Origin of the sequence: Sphingobacterium sp. BIGb0116, assembly GCF_024808035.1 — a bacterium.
Taxonomy (GTDB): Bacteria; Bacteroidota; Bacteroidia; order Sphingobacteriales; family Sphingobacteriaceae; genus Sphingobacterium; species Sphingobacterium paramultivorum.
Genome location: NZ_JANUDT010000002.1, coordinates 295,448 through 320,303 on the forward strand (window position 1 = coordinate 295,448; position 24,856 = coordinate 320,303).

Annotated in this window: 23 protein-coding genes and 1 tRNA gene; 8 read left to right on the top strand and 16 right to left on the bottom strand. The window is 40.2% G+C overall.

The window, feature by feature from the left end; all coding sequences use genetic code 11:
- Positions 1-164 precede the first annotated feature (164 nt).
- Complete coding sequence (locus tag M2419_RS07825) at positions 165-629, top strand: GNAT family N-acetyltransferase (protein ID WP_153844627.1); 465 nt, start codon at positions 165-167, stop codon at positions 627-629.
- 37 nt (positions 630-666) lie between these two features.
- Here M2419_RS07825 and M2419_RS07830 read toward each other — a convergent pair whose 3' ends face one another.
- Complete coding sequence (locus tag M2419_RS07830) at positions 667-1,188, bottom strand: DinB family protein (protein ID WP_259254739.1); 522 nt, start codon at positions 1,186-1,188, stop codon at positions 667-669.
- Positions 1,189-1,382: 194 nt separating this feature from the next.
- Complete coding sequence (locus M2419_RS07835) at positions 1,383-2,963, bottom strand: discoidin domain-containing protein (RefSeq protein WP_259254740.1); 1,581 nt, start codon at positions 2,961-2,963, stop codon at positions 1,383-1,385.
- A gap of 251 nt (positions 2,964-3,214) precedes the next feature.
- On the opposite strand from M2419_RS07835, the gene M2419_RS07840 reads away from it, so the two are divergent.
- On the top strand, positions 3,215-3,706 hold the full coding sequence (locus M2419_RS07840) for a YdcF family protein (protein ID WP_259254741.1): 492 nt from the start codon (positions 3,215-3,217) through the stop codon (positions 3,704-3,706).
- A gap of 63 nt (positions 3,707-3,769) precedes the next feature.
- Here M2419_RS07840 and M2419_RS07845 read toward each other — a convergent pair whose 3' ends face one another.
- Positions 3,770-4,882, bottom strand: a complete 1,113-nt coding sequence (locus M2419_RS07845; protein WP_259254742.1) for an acyltransferase — start codon at positions 4,880-4,882, stop codon at positions 3,770-3,772.
- A gap of 373 nt (positions 4,883-5,255) precedes the next feature.
- Here M2419_RS07845 and M2419_RS07850 point away from each other — a divergent pair, with 373 nt between their 5' ends.
- On the top strand, positions 5,256-5,561 hold the full coding sequence (locus M2419_RS07850; protein ID WP_153844623.1) for a hypothetical protein: 306 nt from the start codon (positions 5,256-5,258) through the stop codon (positions 5,559-5,561).
- A gap of 35 nt (positions 5,562-5,596) precedes the next feature.
- On the opposite strand, the gene M2419_RS07855 is transcribed toward M2419_RS07850, so the two are convergent.
- The 4 genes from M2419_RS07855 to M2419_RS07870 form a co-directional block, all read right to left on the bottom strand.
- A complete protein-coding gene (locus M2419_RS07855) occupies positions 5,597-5,896 on the bottom strand; it encodes a hypothetical protein (protein WP_182331939.1) in 300 nt (99 codons plus the stop codon).
- A gap of 1 nt (position 5,897) precedes the next feature.
- Positions 5,898-6,410 (bottom strand): ATP-binding protein, encoded by a 513-nt coding sequence (locus tag M2419_RS07860; RefSeq protein WP_153844621.1) that lies wholly within the window; start codon positions 6,408-6,410, stop codon positions 5,898-5,900.
- A gap of 278 nt (positions 6,411-6,688) precedes the next feature.
- A tRNA-Lys gene (locus tag M2419_RS07865) sits at positions 6,689-6,761 on the bottom strand.
- Positions 6,762-6,895: 134 nt separating this feature from the next.
- A complete protein-coding gene (locus M2419_RS07870; protein WP_182331941.1) occupies positions 6,896-8,815 on the bottom strand; it encodes an ABC-F family ATP-binding cassette domain-containing protein in 1,920 nt (639 codons plus the stop codon).
- Positions 8,816-8,875: 60 nt separating this feature from the next.
- Between M2419_RS07870 and M2419_RS07875 the strand changes: the two genes are divergently transcribed.
- Positions 8,876-9,910: a quinone-dependent dihydroorotate dehydrogenase gene (locus M2419_RS07875; protein ID WP_088163570.1), complete on the top strand. Its 1,035-nt coding sequence runs from the start codon at positions 8,876-8,878 to the stop codon at positions 9,908-9,910.
- Positions 9,911-9,918: 8 nt separating this feature from the next.
- Positions 9,919-10,698 (top strand): TIGR02757 family protein, encoded by a 780-nt coding sequence (locus M2419_RS07880; protein WP_182981698.1) that lies wholly within the window; start codon positions 9,919-9,921, stop codon positions 10,696-10,698.
- Positions 10,699-10,800: 102 nt separating this feature from the next.
- Here the strand turns inward: M2419_RS07880 and gap are convergent, their stop codons facing one another.
- From gap to M2419_RS07910, 6 genes are all read right to left on the bottom strand, one after another.
- On the bottom strand, positions 10,801-11,808 hold the full coding sequence (gap, locus tag M2419_RS07885; RefSeq protein WP_088161710.1) for a type I glyceraldehyde-3-phosphate dehydrogenase: 1,008 nt from the start codon (positions 11,806-11,808) through the stop codon (positions 10,801-10,803).
- A gap of 6 nt (positions 11,809-11,814) precedes the next feature.
- The gene (locus M2419_RS07890; protein ID WP_259254750.1) at positions 11,815-12,432 is read right to left on the bottom strand and encodes a redoxin domain-containing protein; all 618 of its coding nucleotides are present in this window, start codon (positions 12,430-12,432) and stop codon (positions 11,815-11,817) included.
- 221 nt (positions 12,433-12,653) lie between these two features.
- Complete coding sequence (locus tag M2419_RS07895) at positions 12,654-13,748, bottom strand: AI-2E family transporter (RefSeq protein ID WP_153844616.1); 1,095 nt, start codon at positions 13,746-13,748, stop codon at positions 12,654-12,656.
- Between the two features lie 249 nt (positions 13,749-13,997).
- Positions 13,998-14,195: a hypothetical protein gene (locus tag M2419_RS07900; RefSeq protein WP_153844615.1), complete on the bottom strand. Its 198-nt coding sequence runs from the start codon at positions 14,193-14,195 to the stop codon at positions 13,998-14,000.
- 79 nt (positions 14,196-14,274) lie between these two features.
- A complete protein-coding gene (locus M2419_RS07905; RefSeq protein WP_259254751.1) occupies positions 14,275-17,313 on the bottom strand; it encodes an SMC family ATPase in 3,039 nt (1,012 codons plus the stop codon).
- A 3-nt stretch (positions 17,314-17,316) separates the two neighbouring features.
- A complete protein-coding gene (locus M2419_RS07910; protein ID WP_159726545.1) occupies positions 17,317-18,522 on the bottom strand; it encodes an exonuclease SbcCD subunit D in 1,206 nt (401 codons plus the stop codon).
- Between the two features lie 246 nt (positions 18,523-18,768).
- Here M2419_RS07910 and M2419_RS07915 point away from each other — a divergent pair, with 246 nt between their 5' ends.
- Positions 18,769-19,467, top strand: a complete 699-nt coding sequence (locus M2419_RS07915; protein ID WP_182331947.1) for a prolyl oligopeptidase family serine peptidase — start codon at positions 18,769-18,771, stop codon at positions 19,465-19,467.
- 90 nt (positions 19,468-19,557) lie between these two features.
- On the opposite strand, the gene M2419_RS07920 is transcribed toward M2419_RS07915, so the two are convergent.
- Positions 19,558-20,319 (bottom strand): murein L,D-transpeptidase catalytic domain family protein, encoded by a 762-nt coding sequence (locus M2419_RS07920; protein ID WP_232475537.1) that lies wholly within the window; start codon positions 20,317-20,319, stop codon positions 19,558-19,560.
- Between the two features lie 82 nt (positions 20,320-20,401).
- A complete protein-coding gene (locus M2419_RS07925) occupies positions 20,402-21,421 on the bottom strand; it encodes a L,D-transpeptidase (RefSeq protein WP_159726547.1) in 1,020 nt (339 codons plus the stop codon).
- 250 nt (positions 21,422-21,671) lie between these two features.
- On the opposite strand from M2419_RS07925, the gene M2419_RS07930 reads away from it, so the two are divergent.
- Together M2419_RS07930 and M2419_RS07935 are read left to right on the top strand one after the other, a co-directional pair.
- A complete protein-coding gene (locus M2419_RS07930) occupies positions 21,672-22,085 on the top strand; it encodes an NUDIX domain-containing protein (protein ID WP_088161703.1) in 414 nt (137 codons plus the stop codon).
- Between the two features lie 70 nt (positions 22,086-22,155).
- Entirely contained in the window at positions 22,156-23,538 is a 1,383-nt protein-coding gene (locus tag M2419_RS07935; protein WP_159726551.1) for an OmpA family protein, read from the top strand.
- Between the two features lie 98 nt (positions 23,539-23,636).
- Here the strand turns inward: M2419_RS07935 and M2419_RS07940 are convergent, their stop codons facing one another.
- Complete coding sequence (locus M2419_RS07940) at positions 23,637-24,689, bottom strand: outer membrane beta-barrel protein (RefSeq protein ID WP_153844609.1); 1,053 nt, start codon at positions 24,687-24,689, stop codon at positions 23,637-23,639.
- Between the last annotated feature and the right edge of the window lie 167 nt (positions 24,690-24,856).

Genomic DNA, 24,856 nt, shown 5'->3' on the forward strand with positions numbered 1-24,856 from the left:
AATCAAGCCAATAGCGATGGTTTTTAATGTTTCTTGGGAAAAATACGGCCAATCGGTGGGCTTGGAAATAGCGCAATAAAAACACACTAAATTATTATTATATTTAATAAACTTCAAAGGAAATGTAAGTTAACAATAGACAGGGATTTGTAATCATACCAATTATGGATAAGTATTTGGAAATTAGGAAATATGATGTTCAGGACAGAAATAGGCTGATCGATATTCTTCATATGAATATACCGAAGTACTTTGCACAGAGCGAGGTTGCCGATTTCACAGAATATCTTGACCAGGAAATGGAGACGTATTTTGTTGCACTGGTTAACGGGCAAATTATTGGTGGCGGTGGAGTAGGTTTTTCTGATGATGAGCGCACAGGATTTTTGAGCTGGAGTTTTTTAAATCCAAAATATCACGGATTTGGTTTTGGAAAAAACCTATTGCATCACCGTATTGACTTTCTGTACACCCATCATCAGGTTGAAAAGATCGAAGTCGGTACCTCTCAATTCACGTTCGGATTTTATAAGAAAAATGGTTTTATACTAAGGGAAATCCATAAAGACTATTGGGCTGAAGGCTTTGATTTATATGATATGGTCCATACAAGAGAACAATACCATTAACACTGATTTGATGAAAAGCTGATGAATAAAGTGTAGCTCATTGATTGAATGAGACCAAGTTTTCCTTGATTTGATTCAGGTGGTGTAGGGGATGATAGCTCATCAGAAAAAACATTTCGCGTATACTGAGTTTGCCGACCAGAGGATGTGGTAAAACCAGGCTATCGAGCTCCTCTTCATTGTACAGTACAAATAGCTGATTGATTGTAGCTAATACTTCTTCCAGTTGCGCAATCAGACCCTCTTTCTGTGCGGGCAGGATTTCTTCAGGCAAAAATTGACTTGGGGCTTGCCGGCTTGTTTTGAGATAATTGTTACGTACCGTATCGTAGTCCCAGGTTGCGCGTTGCAGGGATCCAAATTTTTGGGCTATATAATCTTTTGACTGAAGTACCTTTGGAAAGGGTAGAAGCGTTAAGAGAATATGTTTTAGCTGCTGACCAGCCGTCCATTTTTCATGATTACGATATGAAAAATGAGGCTCAGGTAATGCCTGGATACAGGCAATAACTGTATAGTGGTTGTCAGAAAAAGTTTTGATCAGTTCTTGTTTATTCATCCTAATTTTAATTATAAGTGATTATTTCGATCGTTTTTTCTAGCTTATTGATAAGTCAAAGTCAGCATGATCTACTAAAAATATAAAATTATTTGCTAACCTCAATTATGAATCTCACTTATTCGGTGTTGATCAAAGCTAAAAAAGGCCGATATTATTTGCGATATCGGCCCTATATTCTATCGATCTAAATTTTAATATGCACCAAAATCTGCAAGATGAGAATAGAAGAAATCACCCCAAGAACTTGTCGATTCTATTTTAAGGTATTGGGTGCTAATGGATGTATTAAGATCGACATTGATCCAGGAGCCAGCAACTTTGCTCAACTGCGTCGTTTTGATCAACGTCCAGCTTATGCCATTTGTACTTGAGTAAATATTGACATCTTTCATCGCTCCATTTAAATTGTCGCGGTTACGGAAAGCAACTCCTTTTACGGTACGTATTGCGCCCATATTGACGGAGAAGAAATGTGGCTGCGGAGTTTGAGTGGACGACCAGGGAGTATGCCAGACTGTACTTCTATTCATATCCAATACATTGCTTGCCGGTGATCCAGGCTCATTACTATCGCTAGCTACAATTGACCAACCTGTGGTCGGTAACAATTTATAGGTTACAACCTTGGATAAATCGGGGATATTGTTAACGAAGTTATAAGCGTATCCTAAGGTAGTACGGCTTCCATTGACATGGAGAAATCCTATTCTCATTTCGTAATTTCCTGTCAGATCATAAAAATCAGCTAATGGGCACTCAAATCGAAAACTATCCTGGCCTATTATTTTTGTAGCCCATTGTACGGCATCATAATCGTTATTCACTCCAAAAGGCTCCCTATCGTGCCAAACAACAATGTCATTGACTGGTTTTGTTGTTGTAAATTTCCCCGAAACGATAATCTTATTGTTCACAAAGCTTGATGACAGGGATGTTATTTCTGCAGATGCAGAAGTATACCAGTCACTTCTTGCTACAGGGCTGAATACTTGGCTATTGTTAAATGTTGCCGCTGTGGTACCGGTCAAAGAGGTTGTAGATATTCCGTAGGTTGAATTGCCTGAGCCCATTAATGCGGTACCTAAAGTTGGCGCTAGCGTTTTGTTCATTCTGTTGTGGCTGGCATTTAATCCATGGCCCAGTTCGTGAATCATTCCACCTATCCATACAGTTGCTTTCCATCCAATATCACCGCCTATTCCTAAGTTTTTAGCGTCCAGATTTACATAATCTAACGCATAGCAGCTGGTACCTGTACCATAAAATGGAGGGCCTCCCGGATTAGCTGGATCTGTATTGTAGGTTGGAATAATGATTAGATTGTGCTCGCTTTTTTTTCCTGACGGATTTTGATTAAAATAGCTGTCCACTTCCGCCTTCACAGCGCCGCTGCCCCCTGAGTACGGATAAGTAGCTTTACCATATTTTCCAGCGATGTAATGAATATTAATCAGGCTGTCATTGAGCAGATCTAATCCGAAGGATTTTCTGCCGAACCCTTCGCGATCCATATTATTTGCAAACATATTTTGGGCATCCAAAAGGATCTTGCTAAGACGCTTTCTGAAGTTGGGAATGGAATCAACATCATTTGGAACAAAATAGATGACGTTCAGCTTGTAGGGATTACTGTTCCATTCATTTGTTACCGAGCTAGTTGATGTTTTTGCTTTTAGAGTTTCGACACTTTCTTCGGTGTTTACCAAGGTCTTGTTACAGGATGCAGCCCCTAAAGCGAGGGTTGCAAGCATTAGATTTAAAAGTTTTCTCATAATGGGTTATATTGTGTATCAATAAATATAAATAAGGCATCTTTTATTGGTGTGTAAAAAAATAAACTTTTATCATAATTAGTTTAGTCAATCGATTGATTAATCAACTTTGGAAAATGTTTTGTAACATTTTAATTTATTTGAGCATGAAATGATTAAGAATTAATAGTAACTGGATAAAATTTAACCGACTTCTTACTTGGTTTTCATCTAGGTCTTATTACATTTGATTGTATGAATAATTAAATCGTATGGAAAAAATTAAAAACCTGATATTATTGTTGGGCGCACCCAATGATGAGAAGGGGAATCTCAGCGTTATGGCATTAGATAGAAATGAATGTGCCTATAATTTCTATTGTCATAATGAGGGGACTGCAATTTTATGCACCGGAGGCATGGGTGAACATTTCAATCGGACAGAAAAGCCGCATGGCACTTATGCTCAAGCTTATCTTATGGAAAGAGGTGTCGCAGAGAAAGATTTACTTCCATGTGTACTATCCACAAATACTTACGAAGATTTTATGCTATCAAAAGAGATCATCAAAAAGATCTCTCCAGATCTCTTCATCGTGATTACCTCTGATTTTCACATGAAGCGAGCGAAATTATTGCAAGAAAAACACATTGACTACCCAAATGTACTGTTTATTGCTGCAAAGTCGACTGTTAGTCCCGACGAGCTTAATTTATTGTTACGGCATGAGCAACAAGCTATCCGGAGAATACTGGAACGTTAAACAGGTGTATTGAATAGCACTATTTTTAGCGGTTGCCCCTTATGCCGGCAAATTTTTTATACATTAACCCAGTTTCTTTCTGAGCCATTTGCGGACAGGTTCGTCATACCATTTCAAGCTTACATAGGCCATTGTAATACTTCCTACCAAAATCAATAGGGCATAAGGCAAAGCTTTTATAAGCGTCACATCCTTATTGTTGCTGATCCAGGCAACATAAAAATAGACGAAAGGGTAGTGTACGAGGTATAACGGGTAGGAGATGTCACCCAAAAATTTACAGAGCTTATTTTCTATTCTGTTGCTTGATATACTGCCTGTCCCCAGGTAAACAATCAAGGGGAATACAATGATAATGCATACCGACTCATATATCCCGTTCATCCAGAGCTGCTCTGCTCCGCCTATACGAGGCATATACAACACAATAGCGATTAAAATACTACAGTACAAAAATGCATGTCGGATACGACTTGGGCTTGTTATTCTGGAGAGCAGGAGGCCCGCAAAAAAAGGGTACATGGTACGGGTGATTCCTATCCGCACTTGTTCAGCATTTAATGTCCAGCCACCGCTAACATCTCCAGTAGGACTTGTGATCGCCAAATGGGCTAGTGTCACAGCTGCAATAAAGACCAAAATGCTTAAAGCTGTTTTGGATAGTTTGCGAATACCGATGGCATATAGAATATTGGCAATATATTCAAAAAATAATGACCAGCCGACACTATTGAGCGGGTGCATTTCCTGCCAGCCACGAATATCCAAAGAGAGGGGAACGGGGAGAATCGTATAACCAATGAGCATTACCAAAAGCATTTTCCAGAGCGGAACGGTGTGAATAAGTGGCCAGATTGTAGAATCTGTAAAGTAAAAGCCTATTGCGCCAAGAGTCATACCTAATATAACCATCGGCTGAAGGCGTTCAATACGGCGTTTAAAGAAGGTGCCAATAGACATTTTATGCCAGCGATCATCATAGGCATAACCGATCACAAAGCCAGATAAAAGAAAGAAAAAGTCAACGGCCAAATAGCCATGGTTGACCAAGATATCGAGATGTCCTGTTCCCAATGGCTCCGTGAGATGAAAGGTTACAACGATAATCGCTGCGACTCCTCGTAGTCCGTCTAAAATGGGATAGTGTGGCTTTGTAGAAAGGTTTTTATTGTTCATGGCTTTTGATCGTATTTCGAAGATGTCTATGGACTTGCTAACTGTTTATAAATGTTATTGAATGGGTGAAAATAATGAAATAACAGGTTTAAATTTGATCAAATCGTATCAAAATCCCGATGGTTAGTCTCATTTTTTGTGTTGTACCGAATCGTTTATGTGGATTCACAAGTTTTATTGCTGGTACACACAGCTGCCAGTATTTATATTCTTATAGATCGTGCATTCCGAGATCCAATGACCCAAATTTTTCATATCTTGCTGTCCAATTCACAAAGGCTTTCTTCGACCGTCAGTTTACGTGAAATCGAGAATCTCCCTTTGTGCATTGAAAATCCCGCTGTGCATTTATAAACATAAATTAATAAAAGAAATGATTGTTGTTAAAGTAACCTATAGTGTTCGCGATGACTATGTACATGCGAATAAAAAAATGATTGAAAGCTTTCTCAAAGATTTCAGGAAGTTAGATGGAACACAATTCCTGTATACTATTTTGCAGGGTGGTGAAAGCAATACTTTCGTACATATTTCCCAATATAAGAATAATGAGATACAGGATCAATTACTGAGAATACCGAGCTTTGTCGATTTTCAGGAACAAAGAGATAAAAACCTTGCTGTTGAGCCCAAAATTGAGTTTATGAACTTTATAGGGAGCTCAAACGATCCGTTTTAGCGAAGGAGAGACCGCGCTTCATGCAAAAGATATGTTTAATCGCTATATGCAATTAAACCACTTTGTTTGTTACTTGAAATGTCAAGGATTTGAGTGAAGCTTTTTATGTCAGTATCCATTTGGAATCCCTTGTCTAATATAATTTGCTGAATTTGTTTAATCAGAGCAGTATTCAGCCTGAAATCCGTATAATAGTCAAATTGTGTAGCGATTATGCCTTTTTGCTGAAGACTGCTGAAAGTCTTTTCGTCAAGTTGTCCAACGAAAACCAATCCTGCCTTTTCAGGAAAATCTGGTTTTACTTGTTTATCATCGATAATATAAAAATCTAACATCTTAGGATTTAATTTTTGCAAGTATCTGGTCACTACGACTCGATAATGTGCCGTTTACTTCAATAGCTTGTATACCGAAGTCGTCAATCCAATCGAGGAGTAAATCATTAACTTTAGATCTAAGTTTGGGTAGATCCGACTTGTGGCAAGGTATCAAATCGGGTTCTTCAATGGGGACAAACACCAAAAGATCAATTTCGGCCAATACAGCAAAGGCTTTTTCAAAAAGGAACTGAATATTTTTCTTTGGATCAAGAATATGCAGATAAGCTAAGATGTCGAGTACACATCTATCGAATATTACATTGTCTCCACTTTGTGAAATTAACTGGGCAGAGTAGTTAAATTGTTCAACGAAATCTTCAGCGCTGGGATCTTCAAGGAATTCATGGCCCAATGATTCCAGTTGATAGTAGGGTTCTACTTCCAGCGCGTATCCGGGAAGTTTTTCCAGAAGCTCTTCTGCTAAGGAGGTTTTACCTACTTTGTGCGTGCCAAATAGGGCAATTCTCATTTTTCAAATTTATTTTATGAACTACGTTGTCAACATCCAAGGTAATGTTGTTAAACAAAAATAGCTAATTAAATATCCGATATTCTAATCGCCTTCATATGTTTTATGCTGTATCTAACGCTTTCCAAAAAATTACATGTAATAGCCGAATCAAATATCCGCAAACAGAATATAGTTGTTATTGATGGACAGGAAAAAGGCAAAGTAAGTGCCATTAATCTTTCGAATCCTACTCTGTTAAAACAAAAAAAGCTAATCTTGCGATTAGCTTTTTTCTGTGATCCCGCTGGGATTCGAACCCAGGACCCATACATTAAAAGTGTATTGCTCTACCAGCTGAGCTACGGAATCTTACTTCTTTATTTTTGAACTACCGTTCCTTGTTTGAAGTGATGCAAAAGTAGGGCTTTAATCCTATTCCTGCAAATAATTTTGGCTTAAAATCACGCTCTAATGCTTAATAAGCTGATTTTAAGCCAAAAAAATTAATCATTTTCCAAATCCATGATTTCTTCTGCCAACTGCTCCCAACTCTCCTGGAATTGTGTCAATAATGCCTTTGCTGAGTTGTAAGAACGTGTAGTTTCCTGTAACTTAGTCGCATCCGAATACACAGCTTCGTCCGCAAGTTTCGATTCTAAGTTTTTGACTAAAATTTCCTGCTCCTCAATTTTTTGTTCAAAAGAAGTTAGCTCCTTATTTTTTTTGCTCAACAAACGTGTCTTATCTTCCGTAAGTGGTTGCTTCTCTTTCTTTACTTTGGGGTCTTCCTTGACTTTTTTCTCGGTTTTTACCTCCATCTTCACGACGCGTTTTGCAGCCCATTCTTCATACTCCTGGTAAGTACCAGGGTACTCCTTGATCTGTTTGTCTTCAATGTACCAGATTTTATTCGCCACATTGTCCAAGAAATACCGGTCGTGGGATACAACGATAAATGTACCTTCGTATTGCTGCAAAGCCTGGATCAGAATGTTGACAGACTGCATATCCAAGTGGTTGGTAGGCTCATCGAGCGCTAAGAAGTTCGCGTCTGCGGTTAATGCTTTTGCAAGAGCCACACGTGATTTCTCGCCTCCGGAAAGTACTTTGATCTTTTTGAAAGCATCGTCTCCAGTGAATAGAAAACATCCAAGAATGGAGCGCAATTCGGTCTCTGTATGCTTCGGTGCAAAAGTTTGTAACTCGGCAAGGATGGAATTTTCCAGATGTAAGGCTTCCAGCTGATGTTGTGCAAAAAATGTTTGCGAAACGTTGTGTCCCTGTTCTGCCTTTCCTTCAAACTCGTGATCCGCGTTAGCCACGATACGTAAGAGGGTAGATTTACCTTTACCATTGGCACCAATTAGTGCAATTTTATCACCCTTTTCTATAATAGCCGAGGTATTTTTTAAGATCTCTAGATTAGGGTATGACTTGGAAATATTTTCCAATGTCACGACGTGGCGACCTGAAGGTTTTGAAAATTTAAAGCTGAAGTTTACCGTCGGATTGTCATCGTCAACATCGTCAATTCTCTCCAGGCGATCCAACGCCTTGATCCGCGACTGCGCCATTTTGGCTTTGGAAGCCTTAGCGCGGAAACGCTCAATTAGACGTTCTTCCTGTTTTATCTTGGCTTGCTGGTTTTTGAACTGATTGGCCTGCAATTCATTGCGTAATTCCTTCTCTTCAAGATAAAAACTGTAATTACCTGCATAAAGTGTTAATTTTCCTTTACGTGATTCTACCGTTTTCTTGATGATGCGGTCAAGGAAATATCGATCGTGGGAAACAATCACAATGGCGCCATCAAATGCTTGCAGATAGTTCTCCAGCCATTTGATGGAAGGTAAGTCCATGTGGTTGGTCGGCTCATCCAGTAACAGAATATCCGGAGTTTGCAATAAGATACGGGCAAGCATAACCCGCATACGCCATCCTCCGGAGAAAGTGGCTAATGGTCTTTTTTGTTCTTCTTCAGAAAAACCTAGACCGGCAAGGATTTCATGGGCCTTAAATTCGATGTTATAACCATCTAAGGCCTCAAATTCTACTTGTTTATCGCTTAGCTTATTCAGGATGTCATCCGAATAATCTGTTTCTAGTTTGTGAAGTAAGTTCTCGATTTCGGCATGTAATTGATTTTGGCGCTCAAAAGCTTCCATGGCAACATGCAAAATGCTTTTGTCAGAATGGTACGACAATAAGTCCTGGTTTAAATAACCAATCTTAAGGTCCTTCGCCATGGAAATCGTTCCTGACGTGGGCGTATATTGACCGACAATAAGGCGAAGTAAAGTCGATTTACCTGTACCATTGGCACCGATCAAGCCAACTTTATCTCCTGGTTTGATATGCCAGTTTGCTTCGTCATATAAAGCGCGAGATCCTATTTCAAATGTTAAATTATTTATTGATATCATTTCAACTGCAAAAGTACAAAAGTAATGAATATTTCTTCTTCTTTGAGTAACTTTGCGATTATGTATAAATTAGTCAAACCTATATTCTTTACAATGAATCCGGAGACGGCTCACCATAAAGTGACCGGTGGATTGAATGTTTTCTCAAAAATTTGGGGCGCCAAACAATTATTGAATGCTTTTTTTACCGTGGAAGATCCACGTTTGGAACGCGAAGTCTTTGGATTGAAATTTAAAAATCCTGTGGGCCTTGCTGCTGGCTTTGATAAAAATGCGGAATATATTGCAGATATGACTAATTTGGGATTTGGTTTTATCGAAATCGGAACGGTAACTCCCAAGCCGCAACCGGGCAACGATAAACCCAGGATGTTCCGACTTGTTTCCGATGAAGCTTTGATCAATAGAATGGGATTTAATAATCAAGGGGCAGACGTTGCCGCCACAAGATTGAAAAATCTAAAGGATCGAAAGGGATTGTTAATAGGCGGGAATATCGGTAAGAATAAGGTGACGCCTAATGAAGAAGCTGTCAATGACTACATTTATTGCTTCAATGCATTGTTTGACTACGTGGATTATTTTGTTGTCAATGTGAGCTCCCCGAATACACCGGGCTTACGCGATTTGCAAGAAAAGGAACCTTTAAAACATCTATTAAATACTTTACAAAGCCTCAATGTCGCTAAAACAGCTCCGAAGCCAATTCTGCTTAAAATAGCACCTGATTTGACGGATAGTCAATTGGATGATATCGTCGAGATCGTATTGGAGACACAAATTGCAGGTGTCATCGCAACGAATACAACAATTTCAAGAGAAGGCTTAAAGAGTCAACAGGAACTGATTAATGAAGCGGGCGGGGTAAGTGGACGTCCTTTAACCAAGCGTTCAACAGAAGTTATTCGCTACTTAAGTGAAAAGTCCAACAAGGCATTTCCTATCATTGGTGTAGGGGGGATTCATTCGGCGAAAGATGCCATTGAGAAGTTAGATGCCGGAGCCAGTCTCATTCAAGTTTATACCGGTTTTATCTATGAAGGCCCAGGCTTGATTGCAAAGATTTGTAAAGGCATATTGCAGACAGGAAGATAAGGATTAGCATGGCAGTTGATTTTGATCTGAAAGATTTCTTGGATAAGAAAGTTGATGAATATAATCAACCTGGTTTTATTCCAAATGATCCCATATCGATTCCGCATCAATTTTCAGCGAAGCAGGACATTGAGATTATGGGATTCTTGGCTTCCATTATGGCTTGGGGGCAAAGAAAGACGATTATCAATAAATGCAACGAGCTAGTGGCTCGAATGGATGGTTCACCATACGATTATATGATAAATCATCAAGAGCAGGATTTAAAAACCTTACTGGGATTTAAACACCGCACGTTCAATGATACCGATATTCTCTATTTTGTTTCTTTTTTTAAGCATCACTATCAGCATTTCGAATCTTTGGAAGATGCTTTTCTCGTAGGGCAGGAGAACAGGGAAGAGGTCGACTTAGAAATGGCACTGAATGCCTTTAAAACCTATTTCTTTTCGTTGCCTGATTATCCTGTTCGCACACGGAAACACATTAGTAGTCCAGCACAGAAGTCAACCGTCAAGCGGATCAATATGTTTTTACGCTGGATGGTCAGAAAAGATACAAAAGGGGTAGACTTTGGGCTTTGGCACCGCCTGTCCCCAAAAGATCTAATCTGTCCGTGCGATGTCCATGTTGAGCGTGTTGCCCGTAAATTTGGTCTAATAACATTGGATAAAGTGAATTGGAAAACAGCCCAGGAATTAACGGCCAATCTACGCCTACTAGATCCGTTGGATCCGGTCAAATATGATTTTGCGTTGTTTGGTTTGGGCGTAGAAGGGGAAATGTAAAATTAAGGCGTGAAGAAAAAAGCGTCCTTGTCAACTATAGCTGGCAAGGACGCTTTTTTTTAATACCGGAACCTATCGTAAGATGCTGCAGGGGTAGCTAGATTATACAAGCTTGTCGATCTTGATCAGGAGGTCAACCAAACGATTAGAATAACCAAATTCATTGTCATACCAGCCCACTACCTTGACCAGACCGCCCACTACCGAGGTTAACTGGGCATCAAATACACATGAATAGGGGTTATTGATGATATCTACCGAAACTATGGGGTCTTCTGTATAAAATAATACATTTTTTAAGTCGTTTTCTGCTGCAGCTTTGAACGCTTTATTGATTTCCTCTACCGTGGTTTCTTTCTCAAGTGTACAGGTAAAGTCCGTCAATGAGCCATTGAGTACAGGTACGCGTATGCCTGCGCCTCCTAATTTATGCTGCAGATGTGGAAAGACATTGGTGATGGCCTTAGCAGCACCGGTAGTTGTTGGAATGATCGCCGAAGATGCTGCCCGCGCTCTCCTTAAATCTTTATGTGGTGCGTCGTGAAGATTCTGGTCTCCAGTCATGGAGTGAACCGTGGTAATATAGCCATCTTTGATGCCCCAATTTTCATCCAATATTTTAACTAGGGGAGCAACATTGTTTGTTGTACAGGAGGCATTGGATAAAATCGAAGCAGATAGATCAATGACACGATCATTAATGCCCAATACCACTGTTGGAATGTCTTTATCTTGTGCCGGTGCGGAAATAATCACTTTTTTTGCACCAGCTTCCAAGTGCAACGACGCTTTGTCACGACTGGTAAAGTACCCCGTAGATTCTATGACGACATCAATCTGAAGCTCCTTCCAAGGCAGTTCCGCCGGATCTTTTTCATTGGTGACCAAGATGGAAAGACCATTGACAATAATATGTTGGTCATCGTGGGTCACGGTACCAGGAAAAGGTCCATGTACAGAATCATATTTAAATAGGTGGGCCAACGTCTTGGTGTCTGTCAGATCATTGATAGCGATGACCTGCAGTTCATCGAAAGCCCCTCTTAAAAAGATATTACGTAGTGTATTTCTACCGATACGTCCGAATCCATTGATTGCTATGTTTAGCATTTCAGATTATTTATGAAATTGGATTATTGCTTCGTTAATATTTTTTTCACCTTCCCAATGTGCTTTTAGCTTTCCATCAGCACCATACACATAATTTGCCGGAAATTGTGAAGGCACATGGATTGTTTGTATAAACGTTTGGTCTTTATCAATCAATACCTCTACGTTAGATGCTTTGGATAGTTTAGGAGCGAATGTGTCAAAAAAACCTAATACTAATGCCGGGTCATTCATGGAAATATAATAGATATTGACGTCTTTTATACGATCAATATTCTTTTCTAGCTCCGTAGCTTCATGTTGACAATGACTACATCCTGGATCAAATAGGATAAAAACCGTATTCTTGTCTTTGGCAACGTTTTCCTGCGTAACACGGATGCCCGAACGAAGCTGATAAAATGTGAAATTAGGGAGAATGGCTGCAGGGTCGGAAGATTGCGTTGGTGCAGCTTGACTATGGTCATGGCCTGCATGATCGTGACCTGCATGGTCATGGCTTTCAGCGCTGGCTTCCTGGGACGTATTTGCAGTATGATCTGTTTTCGGTTTGTTGTTGTTACATGAGGAAAGAATTCCGGCAGCCAATGCCACTGTCACTCCTAAGATTATCTTTTTATTCATAGAATACGTTTGCTTTTAAATCAGTTTTAGTGATTTTATCGTTTTAATATTTATGCTTAATAAATCGTCAATTTCTGTGTAGAAAGCATTGAACAATCTATTGTATTAATGATTCAAAACTATGAAAAAAAAGGGATTATCAATCGTTGAATCTCATTTATGACAGTTTACTGGATATTGATACATTTGTGACCAAATCAACTTAATCCATTGAAGGGCCCTTATTCTATAATGTCAGGGCTGTCATGAGTAGACTTTGTATCTGTCAATGAGGTAGATTGAATGATTTCAGGCGTACTTCGTCCAAATTCAATACTGTAGACTTTCAGGAGTACGCTAACGCAGGATAAAATGAGCGGACCAAAGATCAATCCCAGCATACCAAATAGATTTAATCCTAACAATACACCGAACACGGTTATTAATGGATGTACATCGCCCAACTTTTTCAATATGGTAAACCGAAGTACATTATCAATACTCCCGATGATAATGATCCCGTATAAGGCAAGACCTATTGCATTTCCGGACTGCCCATTCGCAAGTAGAAAAAGCGCTGCCGGTAGATATACAACCATCGTTCCCAAAATAGGAATTATGGTGGAAACAGCGGTGAGTATCCCCAGAAAGATAGGGCTCTCCAAGCCAAAGAACCAATAGCCAAGACCGGCTACAATACCTTGGCACATGGCCAAAATGGGGATGCCGATTGCATTGGATTTTACCATCATGTCAAACTCTTTCCACAATTCGGCTTTACTGGCTTTGGTGAAAGGGATCGCTTGATAGATGGTTTGTTCTAATTTTTTGCTGCTAACCAGCATGAAATACAAAACAAATAGAGCAACCAATATATTGACACCAACTTCTGCAACGGAATTCAGAATATTGGGTATGAATTTAGCTGCTTTCTGAAGCGCCCCCATTAAGGCAGTATCTGAAAGATCGATATTGCTTAAATAAGGGCTGTCTTTAAAGTAGATTTTGATCGAGTCAAACTTGTGCATCAGATCGTCTTTGTTGCTAATGACTTCTGTTACCTGAGGTACCATATAGTTGATTAACAGATAGAGTGGTCCTACCAAGAATATGATGGTCAATAATATCAATAAAATACTGGCGAAAGATTTATTCCATTTTTTTTCTTCAGTTAGCTTAAAGTTGATTTTTCTAAAAAGAACATATAAGGTAACTGCTCCCAGAAAACCGGGTAGGTAGTAGAATAGACTTGTAAAGATCAATATACATATCGCCAGAATGATGACGATTAGCATGATTTGATTGATGGAATTGTTGTTGATTTGTTTGTACTTCATATAGCTGACAAATATACTGTCTATCGATTGTTATTTATCGTATGACAATATTTTTTTAGAAAAGTTTTATCTTGTTAAATTAAGCTTCCTTTTTTATAATTTCAATGATTTTTTGAATTTCTTTTTTTTGCCCTCGGATCAGCTTGGATGAGGTGGCTCCATGAAAATGGCAATGACGCTATTTTGCATCCAGCAACTCCAAACCAATTGTTCACTTTTGGATGGAAAGATCAGCCTTTTTATGCGAATTTAGTTTTGATTCTGCGGCATTAAAACCTCCCTCAAGATCGTTAGGATATCGTATTGTTTGACAAAAAGCATGGGTTGCGTTGTCCTTAATGGACTGGAATCTTTAGCTAAAAAGGCCGTGTTGACTACTGCTTTGGTCGCTTTATGAAAAAAAGGATGAGACCCTTTTCCTTTTTTGTTGTTTGAAAATAAGCCCATAATCTTTTGTTTTTGTTGGTTATAGCGATCAGGCTTGTTCAGCGGGACCGCTATAACTAATATACAAAATAAAACGGAATTAATTGATAAAAATTTGGCTACCCTGTTCTTCATCCTTTTCTATCGAAAGGGACACTGGAATACGTTCTTTGAGTTCTTCAACATGTGAAATAATTCCGACGATCCGGTTTTCCTTATGTAAATCCAATAGCGTTTCGAAAACAATATTAACAGAAGTGATATCTTGTGTTCCAAAACCTTCATCGATAAAAAAGAAGTTTTTGGCCGCACGTGAATTTGACTGTACACTTTCTGCCAAAGCCAAAGCCAAACTTAGGGATACCTGAAATGCCTGTCCACCGGATAGTGTTTTTACGCTGCGACTTTTTCCTTCATTCAAATAATCTATAATTTCAAATTCATTGTTGTCGTTCAGCTGTAGGCTAAGCTGATTTCGGGTCATGCGATGGAAACGAATATTCGCATGATCACACAGCTGCCGTAGGTAAATCGAAGAAACATATTGTACAAAGCCCGCACCTTTAAAGAGATTAAAAAGTTGCTTCAAATTGTCATGGCGTAAATTTAGTTTTACCTGTTGTTGCAGGAGATTTTCCTTTTTTGCATAGGCGATTTTTAGCTGATCGCGCTCCTGCTGAAGTCGGGCAACAGCTTCAGTGCTCGCTTTCAATTGTTGGGCGCTCTCATCCAGGATTTTTTCCTGTGCGAGAAATTGGTTTTCGTCATATACCTGGTCGACGAGTTTCTTTTCCAACTGACTGATCTGTGCCTTCACAGTTTCAAACTGGATTTGAAACTGTTCAAGCTCTTGTCGAATCTGTATGACAGACAAATTCTCGGCAAGGATTTGCCGAATCTCTGCCAAAGTTTCAAAGGATGAAGCCACAAGTAGCTGCTGGATTGTAGCATCGGTTTCTTGACTTTCGCGGCGGATATCTCCAAGCTGTTCAACAATCGTCTGCACCAAGCTGTATTGTGCTGCAAATTGACTGTTTAACTCATTTAATCGTTCGCTTAAAGCAATGTAGTCGCGCTCAATCTCCAGATTTGATCTTTTCAGTGCAGTATATTCCTTTTCAACTGCTTCGGATTCCCGCATTTCATAATCAGACCAGCGCAGCGCTTTCAGGTTCCCCATATTTTGATTAATCTGGGCCTGTTTGCTTGCTTCATCACGTTCAAACTGATGCAGTGCTTTATTGTATTTCTCCAGCTTTTCCTCAACGGAAGCGAGTGTAACCTGATGCTCACCAAGCTGTTGCTCCACTGTTGTTATCTGTGTTTCGATCCGAGCGAGTTCCTGCTTATTTGATGTGTAGCTGGATTCATCCGTAGCGCTATAACCAATCCATGTAAATTGCTGGGCATGCGCAATTTTGTTATTGGCATTCAGCTGAATTTTCGTGTTTAGATCTTGTTGCTGGTCATTTAATGACTGCAAGCGCAGCTGGAGTTTTTCGACTTGGAATTGCTGGTCCTGTTGATGCTTAAGACTTTCATTTGTCTCGGCAATCAATTTTTCATTGGCAGCAACTTCCTGGGAAATATCCTGTCCTTGGTTGATAGCAGGATGTTCCAATGCTCCACATAGTGGGCATGGGGATCCTGCTTTAAGGTTTTCTGCATATTGGGTCAACCTTTGCTGCAGGAGAAGATGTGATTTTTCATTTTGGAGAGTCTGAAGCTTTTGGTCGAGGGCACTGACTACAAGGAGGTGATTTGATCGGAATTTTTCGAGGTCCGGATGAATGGCCTGGAGTTCCTGCTTCAGCACAGCTATACTTGTTTCTAAATCAATGGCCTGCTTGTTTAGATCGTCTTCCTGTTGTTGGATGCCCTGCTGTTTGGTGTACCACTGGCCCAGCTCCATGAGTTCATGGGCCGAAGGCTTTGATTGCTTTAGGCTAGCGATCTGAATTTCTGTCTCTTGGATTCTGGCTTTAAAATGTCGTTGTTGCTCTCTTGTTTCCTGCACAAAATTGCGTCCCTTCTGTGCCCGATCCTGTAAACTCTTAATTTCATTTGAAAACGTAATCAATTGGCTTATCAATTCAAGATCCAGTTCCTGAACACGACGTTGTGGCAGCAGTTCGTATTGTGATTTCAACAGATTGAGATTTGAGGAATGCTCCTGCATAAGCTGCTGAATTTCGGCCTGTCTCTGTTTTTCGGTTTCTACTCTTTTATGTGCAATTAGGCCTTCTTGTGCTAATTTTTCCTTGGATTTAAGAATATGTAGAAAGTTAGTTTGCGCTTCCTCAAAGCGGTTTAACTTTAATCGTAAGGTCTCTTTTTCACCTTTTTGTTCTAGCAATTGCTGAAAGAGCGCCTTCACCGTACGAAGCTCTAAGACATCCTCTTTGAGTTTTTTGAGCCTTAAGAACTTTTCATGATGCGACTTGTACGACGATTCAATGGCTACAAAGGACTCGACTGCCAGTTGGAGATTTGTTTCGGTCGTTTCTATCTGTTCGCTTGTGACCTCGTCAAATCCTATTAATTGACCGTTGAGGTGATCCAGTTCGGACTGATTTTTTTTATAGAGGTTGGAAACTTTATCCTGCAGGTCAAATCGATGCAGCTGAAAAATCTCTTTCATCATATCCGTCCGTTCCTTGGCGCCAAGTTCTATAAACTCTTTGAACTGCCCTTGGGGAATGATGATTGTTCTTTTGAAGTTCTCATAGCTTAATCCAATGATATGCTGTGTATTGCTGCTTTCCAGTGGAACCCATTCTTCATTTATTTTTTCGTAGAGTACAACGGTGGGGGATTTTACATCATCGAAATTTTTGGAATTACGTTTAAATTCGCGGGTAATTCTAAATGTACGGTCTTCAAAATTGACAAAATCAAGCTCGATATAAGATCGATTGGACTTGAGATTCATCATGTTATAAGCGCGTTTATCCCGTGCATTCAGGCGTTCCGTTTCTCCAAATAAGGCGTAGGTAATCGCTTCCAATATCGATGATTTACCGGAGCCTACAGCACCGAAGATACCAAAAAGCCCCGCTTGAGAAAGCGCGGTAAAGTCGATCGTCTGACGTTCTTGATAAGAGTATATCCCCTCTAGAGTTAGCTTTAATGGAATCATGGATTAAGAGTTTAGGATTTCGCGAAAAAGATCAAGGATGTCATCATTGGGCGCCTGATTGCCATTCTTGGATTTGAAATAATCGTTGAATAAGGTCGACATGTCTTGTGTAAGATTTATTTCTTTGTTGTCCAGAAGCGCTTGCTCATCTTGTTTAACGAGCGGAATGAGATAGATTATTCCCGAATGGCTCTGATAGATTCGCTTGCGGTCCTCGGCTTTTAAGAAGGTTTCTGATTTCAGCGTGAGCTCCACCAAAGCATCGGGGTTTTCAGACAACCAGGATATGCACAGTTCAATATCGTCGAACGATTTTCGGATCAGTGGTTTGCCCTGAGTTAGTGGAATGCGCTCAACACTTGCTTGCTCGCCGGCCGATACATTGACCAGCGCAACGTATTTTACTTGCCCAGCCTCCGAAAAACTATAACATAGAGGCGAAGATGCATAAACCACCGGTTTTTCGGCAGAACCGATATTTTTATACCCGTGGAGATGCCCTAATGCGGTGTATTGGACCTGTGGTGGGATGGCCTCTGAATAGATTAAGTCTGCATTGCCAATTTTGACCGGTTTTTCGCCGTCAGGCTCCTCTAAAAGTGCGCTGCCCAATTTATTCATGTAAAGATGTGCCGTCAATATATTCACGCCTTTATCATCGCAATAGGTATTGGCTATTTTTTGCCAATTTGCTGCTAAGACCTCATTTAATTTACTTTCTTTCTCTTCGCCTAGATATTGTTTTAAGCGTATTTCGTTAGCATAGGCTGTATGAAGAATACGAATCGGGTAGTCAAATTGCGGTAAGCTCAATTCAATGAAGCCCGTATCTGACTGTAACACGGTGAAACCATCTGTTGCGAAAGGGGTAACCACAGCATGCGGATGCCCGATTAGGATGATGCCCGACGCTCGTGCCAAAGGATCGGGCGCGTCAATCAAATGGGGGGAATCGTGATTGCCCGCGATTGCTATTACTGGGCGTATACCATTCTTGGTAAGACGCTTGATTGTTCGGTAGAATAGCTCGATGGCTTCCACACCGGGATTGAAGGCATCGAACAGATCTCCTGCGATGATCACGAGATCCACGTTTTCCCGGTCTGCGATATCAACGATTTCATCCATGACCAGTACTTGTTCATCTATCCGGGAGAAACTGTCCAATCGTTTTCCTAAATGCCAATCGGCGGTATGCAATATTTTCATGTGAGAGCTTGGATATTTTGCGCAATGTTACAAACTAAGATAAATTTGGCATGAAATGCAATTATAATTGGATGGAATCTTTCAAATGATCAGTTTGGGCCAATATGGGATGAAGTCTTTGCTTTGTGCTAAAGTGTAATGCTGTCGCAGTTGAAATGTTAAAACATGTTAAATGCGTGCCATAAAAGTCATTTAATTGTATTTTTAGTGCTCCAAAATTAAGCTAGGTAGTCATAGACAAGAAATATGCGAAAAGTTTACCTGTATATCTGTTTTTTCTTTATGCTGTTGATGCGCGTAAACGCGCAGGAAATACACGCTATAAAAGGAGAAACTGCTTATCCTTTTTTATTGAAAGATGCCGCACTGGATTCTTTGGAGTCTGAAAAACAGCCTGTATTTGTGTTTTTGCATGGAAGAAGTTTGTCCGGGACAAATTTAGATCGTGTAAAGCGTTATGGTGTATTGTATGCCATCAACAAAGGGCAGGAGGTGCCTGGGATAATTGTTGCGCCACAGTCCCGGGGAGGATGGGATCCGGACAAAGTAATCGAAATTATTGACTATGTTATTGAACATTATAATGCTGACCCCGACCGTATTTACGTTTGCGGCATGAGTATGGGGGGCTATGGTACCATGGATGTGGCTGGTAAATATCCCGAAAGGGTGGCTGCTGCAGTAGCAATATGTGGCGGCGGATCGAGTCAGTATGCATCTAACCTGACTCAGGTGCCGATATGGCTTCATCATGGTACCGCTGATCGTGCCGTGCCAATTTCGGAATCCAGAAAAATTATGAATGCGATCAAAAGAGAAGATCCGGATGCAAATGTGAGCTTAAATGTGATAAAAGGGGGGACGCATGGAAGTGTGGAGCGATTGTTCCATGATGATGCAATTTACAATTGGATGTTGAAATTTAAGAAAAAGCATAAATCTTAGAATCGTGTTGGTCCGGTAGCGGTGTATCGAAAGACAATTTATAAATAAAAAAAGCCTGATGAAGTATTTCCATCAGGCTTTTTTTATTTATTAGCCTTCGTGATCAAATGCAGGCGGTCTTTTTTGAAATTGCGCCATCAATATATTGGGTTGATGGATCAAGTGTGTCTTTGTGAGATACTCGGAGTTGTCGGCATAAATAAACAACAACGTTCCATCTTTGATGGTGTTAATGATAGGGCCTGCAAATTCCCTTGGTACTGCGGGGCAGCCGTAGCTTTTACCGAGTCTGCCTAAGTTTGCTATTGTTCCTGTGCTACAGTAATCGGCGCCATGCATCACAACATATCTTGCTTTTGCATTGTCATTTATACCTTCTTCAAGACCATTTAATACCAAGGAGTAACCATTCTCGCCGTTGTACGTGTTTTCTGTTGTGAAGAACCCTAAAGAACTTTTAAGTGACTCCTGTTGATTTGAAAAATTGACAGCATAGTTTTCTCCGCTATTTTTTCCATGCGCAACCAGTGTGTTGAAAAGTACTCTTTTGTGCGCAAGGTCGAGTACCACAAGCCTTTTTTCCGTTGATGCCAATGAAAAGTCAATGACGGTCATGATGTCCTTGTTGTGGATCGGAAGTTCTTTTCTGCCTTCCATTGCTTGACGAAACGCTTCGTATTTTAATACTTTGCCTAGATTCATTTCATCATACAACGAGTCAACTTCGGTGCGTTGACGTTCGACATTGATACGATGAGTGCTGGTGGTTTGTTGATCTGTTGTTTTTAATTCTTCTTGTGAAGACAATGCTGTATTGAGTGCCATCAAAAGAAACATAAACGTATTTCCCATTCTTCTCCCTTTTCTGTGTAGATGTTTACAAAATTAATTATTAAAGTTAATACATATTTGATTTACAGAATGTTAAATATTGTTAATCAATAACAACGACCAGTGAAGCGAGGTCTTTTGACCGTTTATAGACAAATTGAGCGTGAGATGACGCATTTCTGACGCACATATGCGACTTGGGTGTTGTGCCTAGGCTCTCACTATATTCGATAATGCTGCCATTGGGATTGTTGACTGGAACTCCATGTATATAGGCCCCGGCGGTAAATCGGGTGGCATAAGGTGCGAAACCGGCGTAAGTTTTGGTACCGTCTTCATAATAAAACATCTTGGATTTGTGTTCCTGCACAACAAAGAGGCCTGTTGGAGTTTCCTGGGCATGGGGAGGTTTGTGCCGACCACTCGTCACAGGATTCATGCTTCGGACAAGCCATTCGTTTCCGACTTTTTCCAAGGTGCAGATATTTTGGTTCTTTACATCGACGACATTGATGATCTTGAACTGCACAGTGTCGCTAATAATACGCAGATATCTTTTGGGAACCGTATATTTTCCTTCGAATGAAATACCTTCAATCGGAATTCGAGCTATGCTGTCGGGGCCTTGTATGCGGACGAGCCAGCCGTCCCGACCGTAACGAACAGCTTTGGCACTGTTAAGATCGTAGAGTGGTGCCGCTTGATAGCGTTCGACGTTGAAACTGTCGGATACGCGTTTATAAGAGTCCCGTTTATAGTCCTGTATTGTTGGGGCTTCGCCTTTTTCATTTTGATAATTCTGTAGAACCCCATACAGCGATGGTGTCTGTTGAAAATTTTCGATAAAGGCCAGGCGTTCTTTGATCTTTTCCCATTGAAAACCGCGTGTGGTGTCTTTGTAAGGATAGCTGTCTTCCAGGGTGTATTTGTTGTAAAGCAGCTCTTTTTTTAAGATAATATCCTCAGCGGTAAGTATTTTTTTCTGCTCAACCTGCTCTTTAGGTGGAGTAGGTTTTTGCTGCTCAGTTTGCTGATTGGTTTTTGCTGTGTTTTTCTTGTCTTGCTGGCATCCCGGCAATAGAAACAATATGCTTAGTATTAAACAGGTTAATCTTCGATTCATATATGGAAGTATAGATTATCGTTTTATACCTTAAACTTAGATAATTAGTTTATTATTTGCAATTTTATTGCAGTTGAAGGAAATAGATTTGCTGTTAAACCTTACTATTCGTTTTGTGAACTGTAACAGATTTTCAATGATAAAGCGTTTATTGCGGTAAAATTTTATTTTAAAGAGCTGTCTTGAATGCGGGGGAGATATTTCTTCGATGATGGATAAAAAGTTAGTTTTGTGATCTGAAATAAATGATATGGACAAAATTGTTATTTGCTCGGCGGTGATGCTTGCTCCGGAAGGAGATTTGCTAATGGTTCGTAAAAAAGGGTCTAGCTATTTTCAGCTACCTGGGGGGAAGGTAGGGCCGGAAGAAAGCCGTGAGCAGACCTTAATTCGTGAACTGAAAGAGGAGCTTCGGTATGATGTGAGCAGCATGGAAATAAGCTTTATTGGTAGTCACAGTACACAGGCTGTAAATGAGGTAAATACGGTGGTCGAGGGCTATATCTATTTAATCAAACTGGCAGAGCGTCATGCATTTGAGGCTTATGAAGAACTGGAAGAAGTGCTGTGGATCAGTAGAGCTGATTGGCAAAGTTACCAATGGGCCCATCTGGCATCCGAGTTTGTTCTTCCAAAATGGCTTTCGGGTGATTTTGATCGTTAAATCGTGTAGGGTAAACAAATTAAACCTTTGTTTGTTAGAGTTTTATATAAACTATAAATAAACAAAGATTATGGAAAATCAGCTTTTAAAAGGGGCGAAGGACTTTTTTGACGAAGAGGCGGTCGCTCAGATAGGGCAAGTTTTAAATCAGGATAAAGAGGGGGTAAAGCAGGGTTTGAATGTAACAATTCCCGCCTTGTTTTTAGGTTTAAGCCAACATTCCGATTCCGGTAGTGGGATTTCGGAGATACTTGAAAGGGCTAAGCAGCACTTTGCGAATTTTGATTTCCAGGAGCTTCTCGGTAGTGTAAGCAAAGCAGATGGGCCCGCAGCGGATCCTGCTGTGAAAGGTGAGAATGCTCAGGGTTTATTGGGATCAATATTTGGTGGCGGTCTGGATACTGTTTTGAGTACTGTTGCCGGTTATTTGGGGTATGATGGCAGCTCCATTGGGAAATTAATGAATTTTTCTTTGCCCGCGATATTCTCCAGTCTAACAAATAAGGGCCAAAATTGGGATTTTGATCGTATCGGTCATGTTTTGGAGGAAAATAAAACCGCTTTTGCTGCTGCTGTTCCAGCTGGGTTAGGCTTAGGCGCCTTTGGGAAGCTTTTTGATGGTGCACATTTTTCTGCGCCGGCAGAATCCGCGACTGAACATGCAATTCCTGCTGATGTTGCTAAGGAGGTGGATAGTCATAAGTCAATACCCATTAATCCGGCAAATGAACTGGAAGCACATAAAGAGCCCTTGTCATTGCCAAGAGCGGAAGATTCCAGGGCAGCAATCGCTGGAACTGGTTCTGGAAGCGGTTCCGGTGGCGGTTGGTGGAAGATTTTAATCGCCCTGGTCGTATTGGCTGCGCTTTGGTTTTTATTTGGAAAAGGCTGTAGTGGAAGCAAGCAAGACGGTGCTACCGACACCAGTGTAAACAATACAAAGGTAGAGCCAGATACTATGAAAACGGGGTCCAGTATGGTTGAGCGCGAGCCGACGGAGGTCATCCTACCAAACGGTGTCAAACTTGCTGCTTTTAAAGGCGGGATAGAGGATCACTTGGTCCAATTTTTAAAATCCGATTATAAATCGATGGGTGAAGATTCCCTGAAAAATACCTGGTTTGATTTCGATAACCTGAATTTCAAAACAGGTACAGCCGAGGTACTGCCTGAAAGTCAGGTGCAATTAAGTAATCTTGCTGCGATATTAAAGGCTTTTCCTGCAGCTAATATTAAAATCGGTGGATATACAGACAAAACGGGCAATGAGGATTTTAATAAAAAGTTATCGCTTGAGCGGGCAACAGCTGTAAAGGATTACCTGGGTAAAGAGCAGCTTTCCAAACAGGTGATAGGTGCAGAGGGTTACGGCTCGCAGTTTGCCAAGTATATGGCAGATGCGCCCGAATCCGATCGTATTATGGATCGTCATGTTTCGGTAAGTGTTCGATAATTGCTTTTTGCAACGCAGCTAGACCGCTTCGAAAATAAAAAGAAAGAGCAGATTCCAGTGGAATCTGCTCTTTCCTTTTATGTGTAATGTAATGCTATTTAGAAACTGTAGACACAGGCCAATAGAAATTGTCCTGCAGATTTGGTCGGGCTTAGGTCATTCTTGATGAATCGTTCGGTATTTCCTTTGTCAATTCTGATTTCGGGAATAAATTTGAATCCATGGTAATTGTATTCTGCGGTCAAGGTGGTTGCGAGAATATTGGAACTAGGGATTCCATTTTCTTCCTCTTTATGCGTTTGGAAAAACTCTTCGCGTAATCCTAGTCCAAAATGTTCTGAAAAATGAATTCTTGGATAAAGTGCTACTCCAGAGTAACCCCCACCATCTCTCTTTTTATAATTTGTAGCATTTAAACCAAGAAAAAATTTGGGGGTGAAGTCATAATTAGCTACAAGATCGACCAATGTTCCAGAGCTGTAATTGGTTTTGCCGCCAGCAGAGGATCCTGTTAGAAAATTGAGATAAAAGCTGCTTTTATCGTTGGGGGTATAGGCAAGTTGTGATCCGACATGTGAAACTCCATTCATATCTTGATAGACGTTCCAGTCGTTAAATAGTCCGACCATTAAAGCCACTTTGTCTGAGAAACTATAAGTAGCTTTTAAACCAGCGTCTTGAAATGGACCGGCACCGAATAAATAAGAAGTTGAATAATGGAAATTGTAGGTTGGTGATATCACTTCAAAACCCACAAATGTTCCCATGAAACCTGCAGTAAGATTGAGTTTTTCGGTCAGATCATAGCCTACATATAGATTTTGGATATGGAAACTGTTTTTGTCATCGCCGGCCTGGCCATCACCATTCATAATGGATCGATACTGCCCTCTAGGGCCAAAAGACAATTCTCCGACAAATGATGCTTTTTTAAACTTCTTTTTTACAGCCAAATCCACCATCCCAATAGAGACGGAGTTGTTGTCTTCGGTGAAATAGGTGTTGATGTTAGGTTTGTTTTGAAAATCATATTTCCAATAAGTATCCACTGATCCGGATATTTCTACTCCTTTTTCTTTGGTTTCTTCTTGTGATGTCGCTGTTTTTATTAGAAATAATGATAAAAAGATGATTGTTAGAAGTTTTTTCATGTTTTTTTTGGTTTAAGTTTGATTTGTTTGATTTTTTTAAGGTTTAATTCTTTTGTTTTGTCTGTTTTGTAGTGGTTTTTGTTTAAAAATTAATTGGTAATTATGGTTTTTGTGTTTGTTTCTGTGAAATTATGTAAAAAAAATCATAAAAAATAAAATAACATAGT

Excerpts from the sequence above, each read along its gene's own strand:
- M2419_RS07895 (WP_153844616.1), bottom strand. The coding sequence starts at position 13,748 with ATGAAGTACAAACAAATCAACAACAATTCCATCAATCAAATCATGCTA.
- M2419_RS07930 (WP_088161703.1), top strand. The coding sequence starts at position 21,672 with ATGGACAAAATTGTTATTTGCTCGGCGGTGATGCTTGCTCCGGAAGGA.
- M2419_RS07835 (WP_259254740.1), bottom strand. The coding sequence starts at position 2,963 with ATGAGAAAACTTTTAAATCTAATGCTTGCAACCCTCGCTTTAGGGGCT.
- M2419_RS07935 (WP_159726551.1), top strand. The coding sequence starts at position 22,156 with ATGGAAAATCAGCTTTTAAAAGGGGCGAAGGACTTTTTTGACGAAGAG.
- M2419_RS07915 (WP_182331947.1), top strand. The coding sequence starts at position 18,769 with ATGCGAAAAGTTTACCTGTATATCTGTTTTTTCTTTATGCTGTTGATG.
- M2419_RS07905 (WP_259254751.1), bottom strand. The coding sequence starts at position 17,313 with ATGATTCCATTAAAGCTAACTCTAGAGGGGATATACTCTTATCAAGAA.
- M2419_RS07925 (WP_159726547.1), bottom strand. The coding sequence starts at position 21,421 with ATGAATCGAAGATTAACCTGTTTAATACTAAGCATATTGTTTCTATTG.
- gap (WP_088161710.1), bottom strand. The coding sequence starts at position 11,808 with ATGCTAAACATAGCAATCAATGGATTCGGACGTATCGGTAGAAATACA.
- M2419_RS07860 (WP_153844621.1), bottom strand. The coding sequence starts at position 6,410 with ATGAGAATTGCCCTATTTGGCACGCACAAAGTAGGTAAAACCTCCTTA.
- M2419_RS07910 (WP_159726545.1), bottom strand. The coding sequence starts at position 18,522 with ATGAAAATATTGCATACCGCCGATTGGCATTTAGGAAAACGATTGGAC.
- M2419_RS07875 (WP_088163570.1), top strand. The coding sequence starts at position 8,876 with ATGTATAAATTAGTCAAACCTATATTCTTTACAATGAATCCGGAGACG.
- M2419_RS07855 (WP_182331939.1), bottom strand. The coding sequence starts at position 5,896 with ATGTTAGATTTTTATATTATCGATGATAAACAAGTAAAACCAGATTTT.
- M2419_RS07900 (WP_153844615.1), bottom strand. The coding sequence starts at position 14,195 with ATGGGCTTATTTTCAAACAACAAAAAAGGAAAAGGGTCTCATCCTTTT.
- M2419_RS07940 (WP_153844609.1), bottom strand. The coding sequence starts at position 24,689 with ATGAAAAAACTTCTAACAATCATCTTTTTATCATTATTTCTAATAAAA.
- M2419_RS07880 (WP_182981698.1), top strand. The coding sequence starts at position 9,919 with ATGGCAGTTGATTTTGATCTGAAAGATTTCTTGGATAAGAAAGTTGAT.
- M2419_RS07840 (WP_259254741.1), top strand. The coding sequence starts at position 3,215 with ATGGAAAAAATTAAAAACCTGATATTATTGTTGGGCGCACCCAATGAT.
- M2419_RS07830 (WP_259254739.1), bottom strand. The coding sequence starts at position 1,188 with ATGAATAAACAAGAACTGATCAAAACTTTTTCTGACAACCACTATACA.
- M2419_RS07920 (WP_232475537.1), bottom strand. The coding sequence starts at position 20,319 with ATGGGAAATACGTTTATGTTTCTTTTGATGGCACTCAATACAGCATTG.
- M2419_RS07890 (WP_259254750.1), bottom strand. The coding sequence starts at position 12,432 with ATGAATAAAAAGATAATCTTAGGAGTGACAGTGGCATTGGCTGCCGGA.
- M2419_RS07845 (WP_259254742.1), bottom strand. The coding sequence starts at position 4,882 with ATGAACAATAAAAACCTTTCTACAAAGCCACACTATCCCATTTTAGAC.
- M2419_RS07825 (WP_153844627.1), top strand. The coding sequence starts at position 165 with ATGGATAAGTATTTGGAAATTAGGAAATATGATGTTCAGGACAGAAAT.
- M2419_RS07850 (WP_153844623.1), top strand. The coding sequence starts at position 5,256 with ATGATTGTTGTTAAAGTAACCTATAGTGTTCGCGATGACTATGTACAT.
- M2419_RS07870 (WP_182331941.1), bottom strand. The coding sequence starts at position 8,815 with ATGATATCAATAAATAATTTAACATTTGAAATAGGATCTCGCGCTTTA.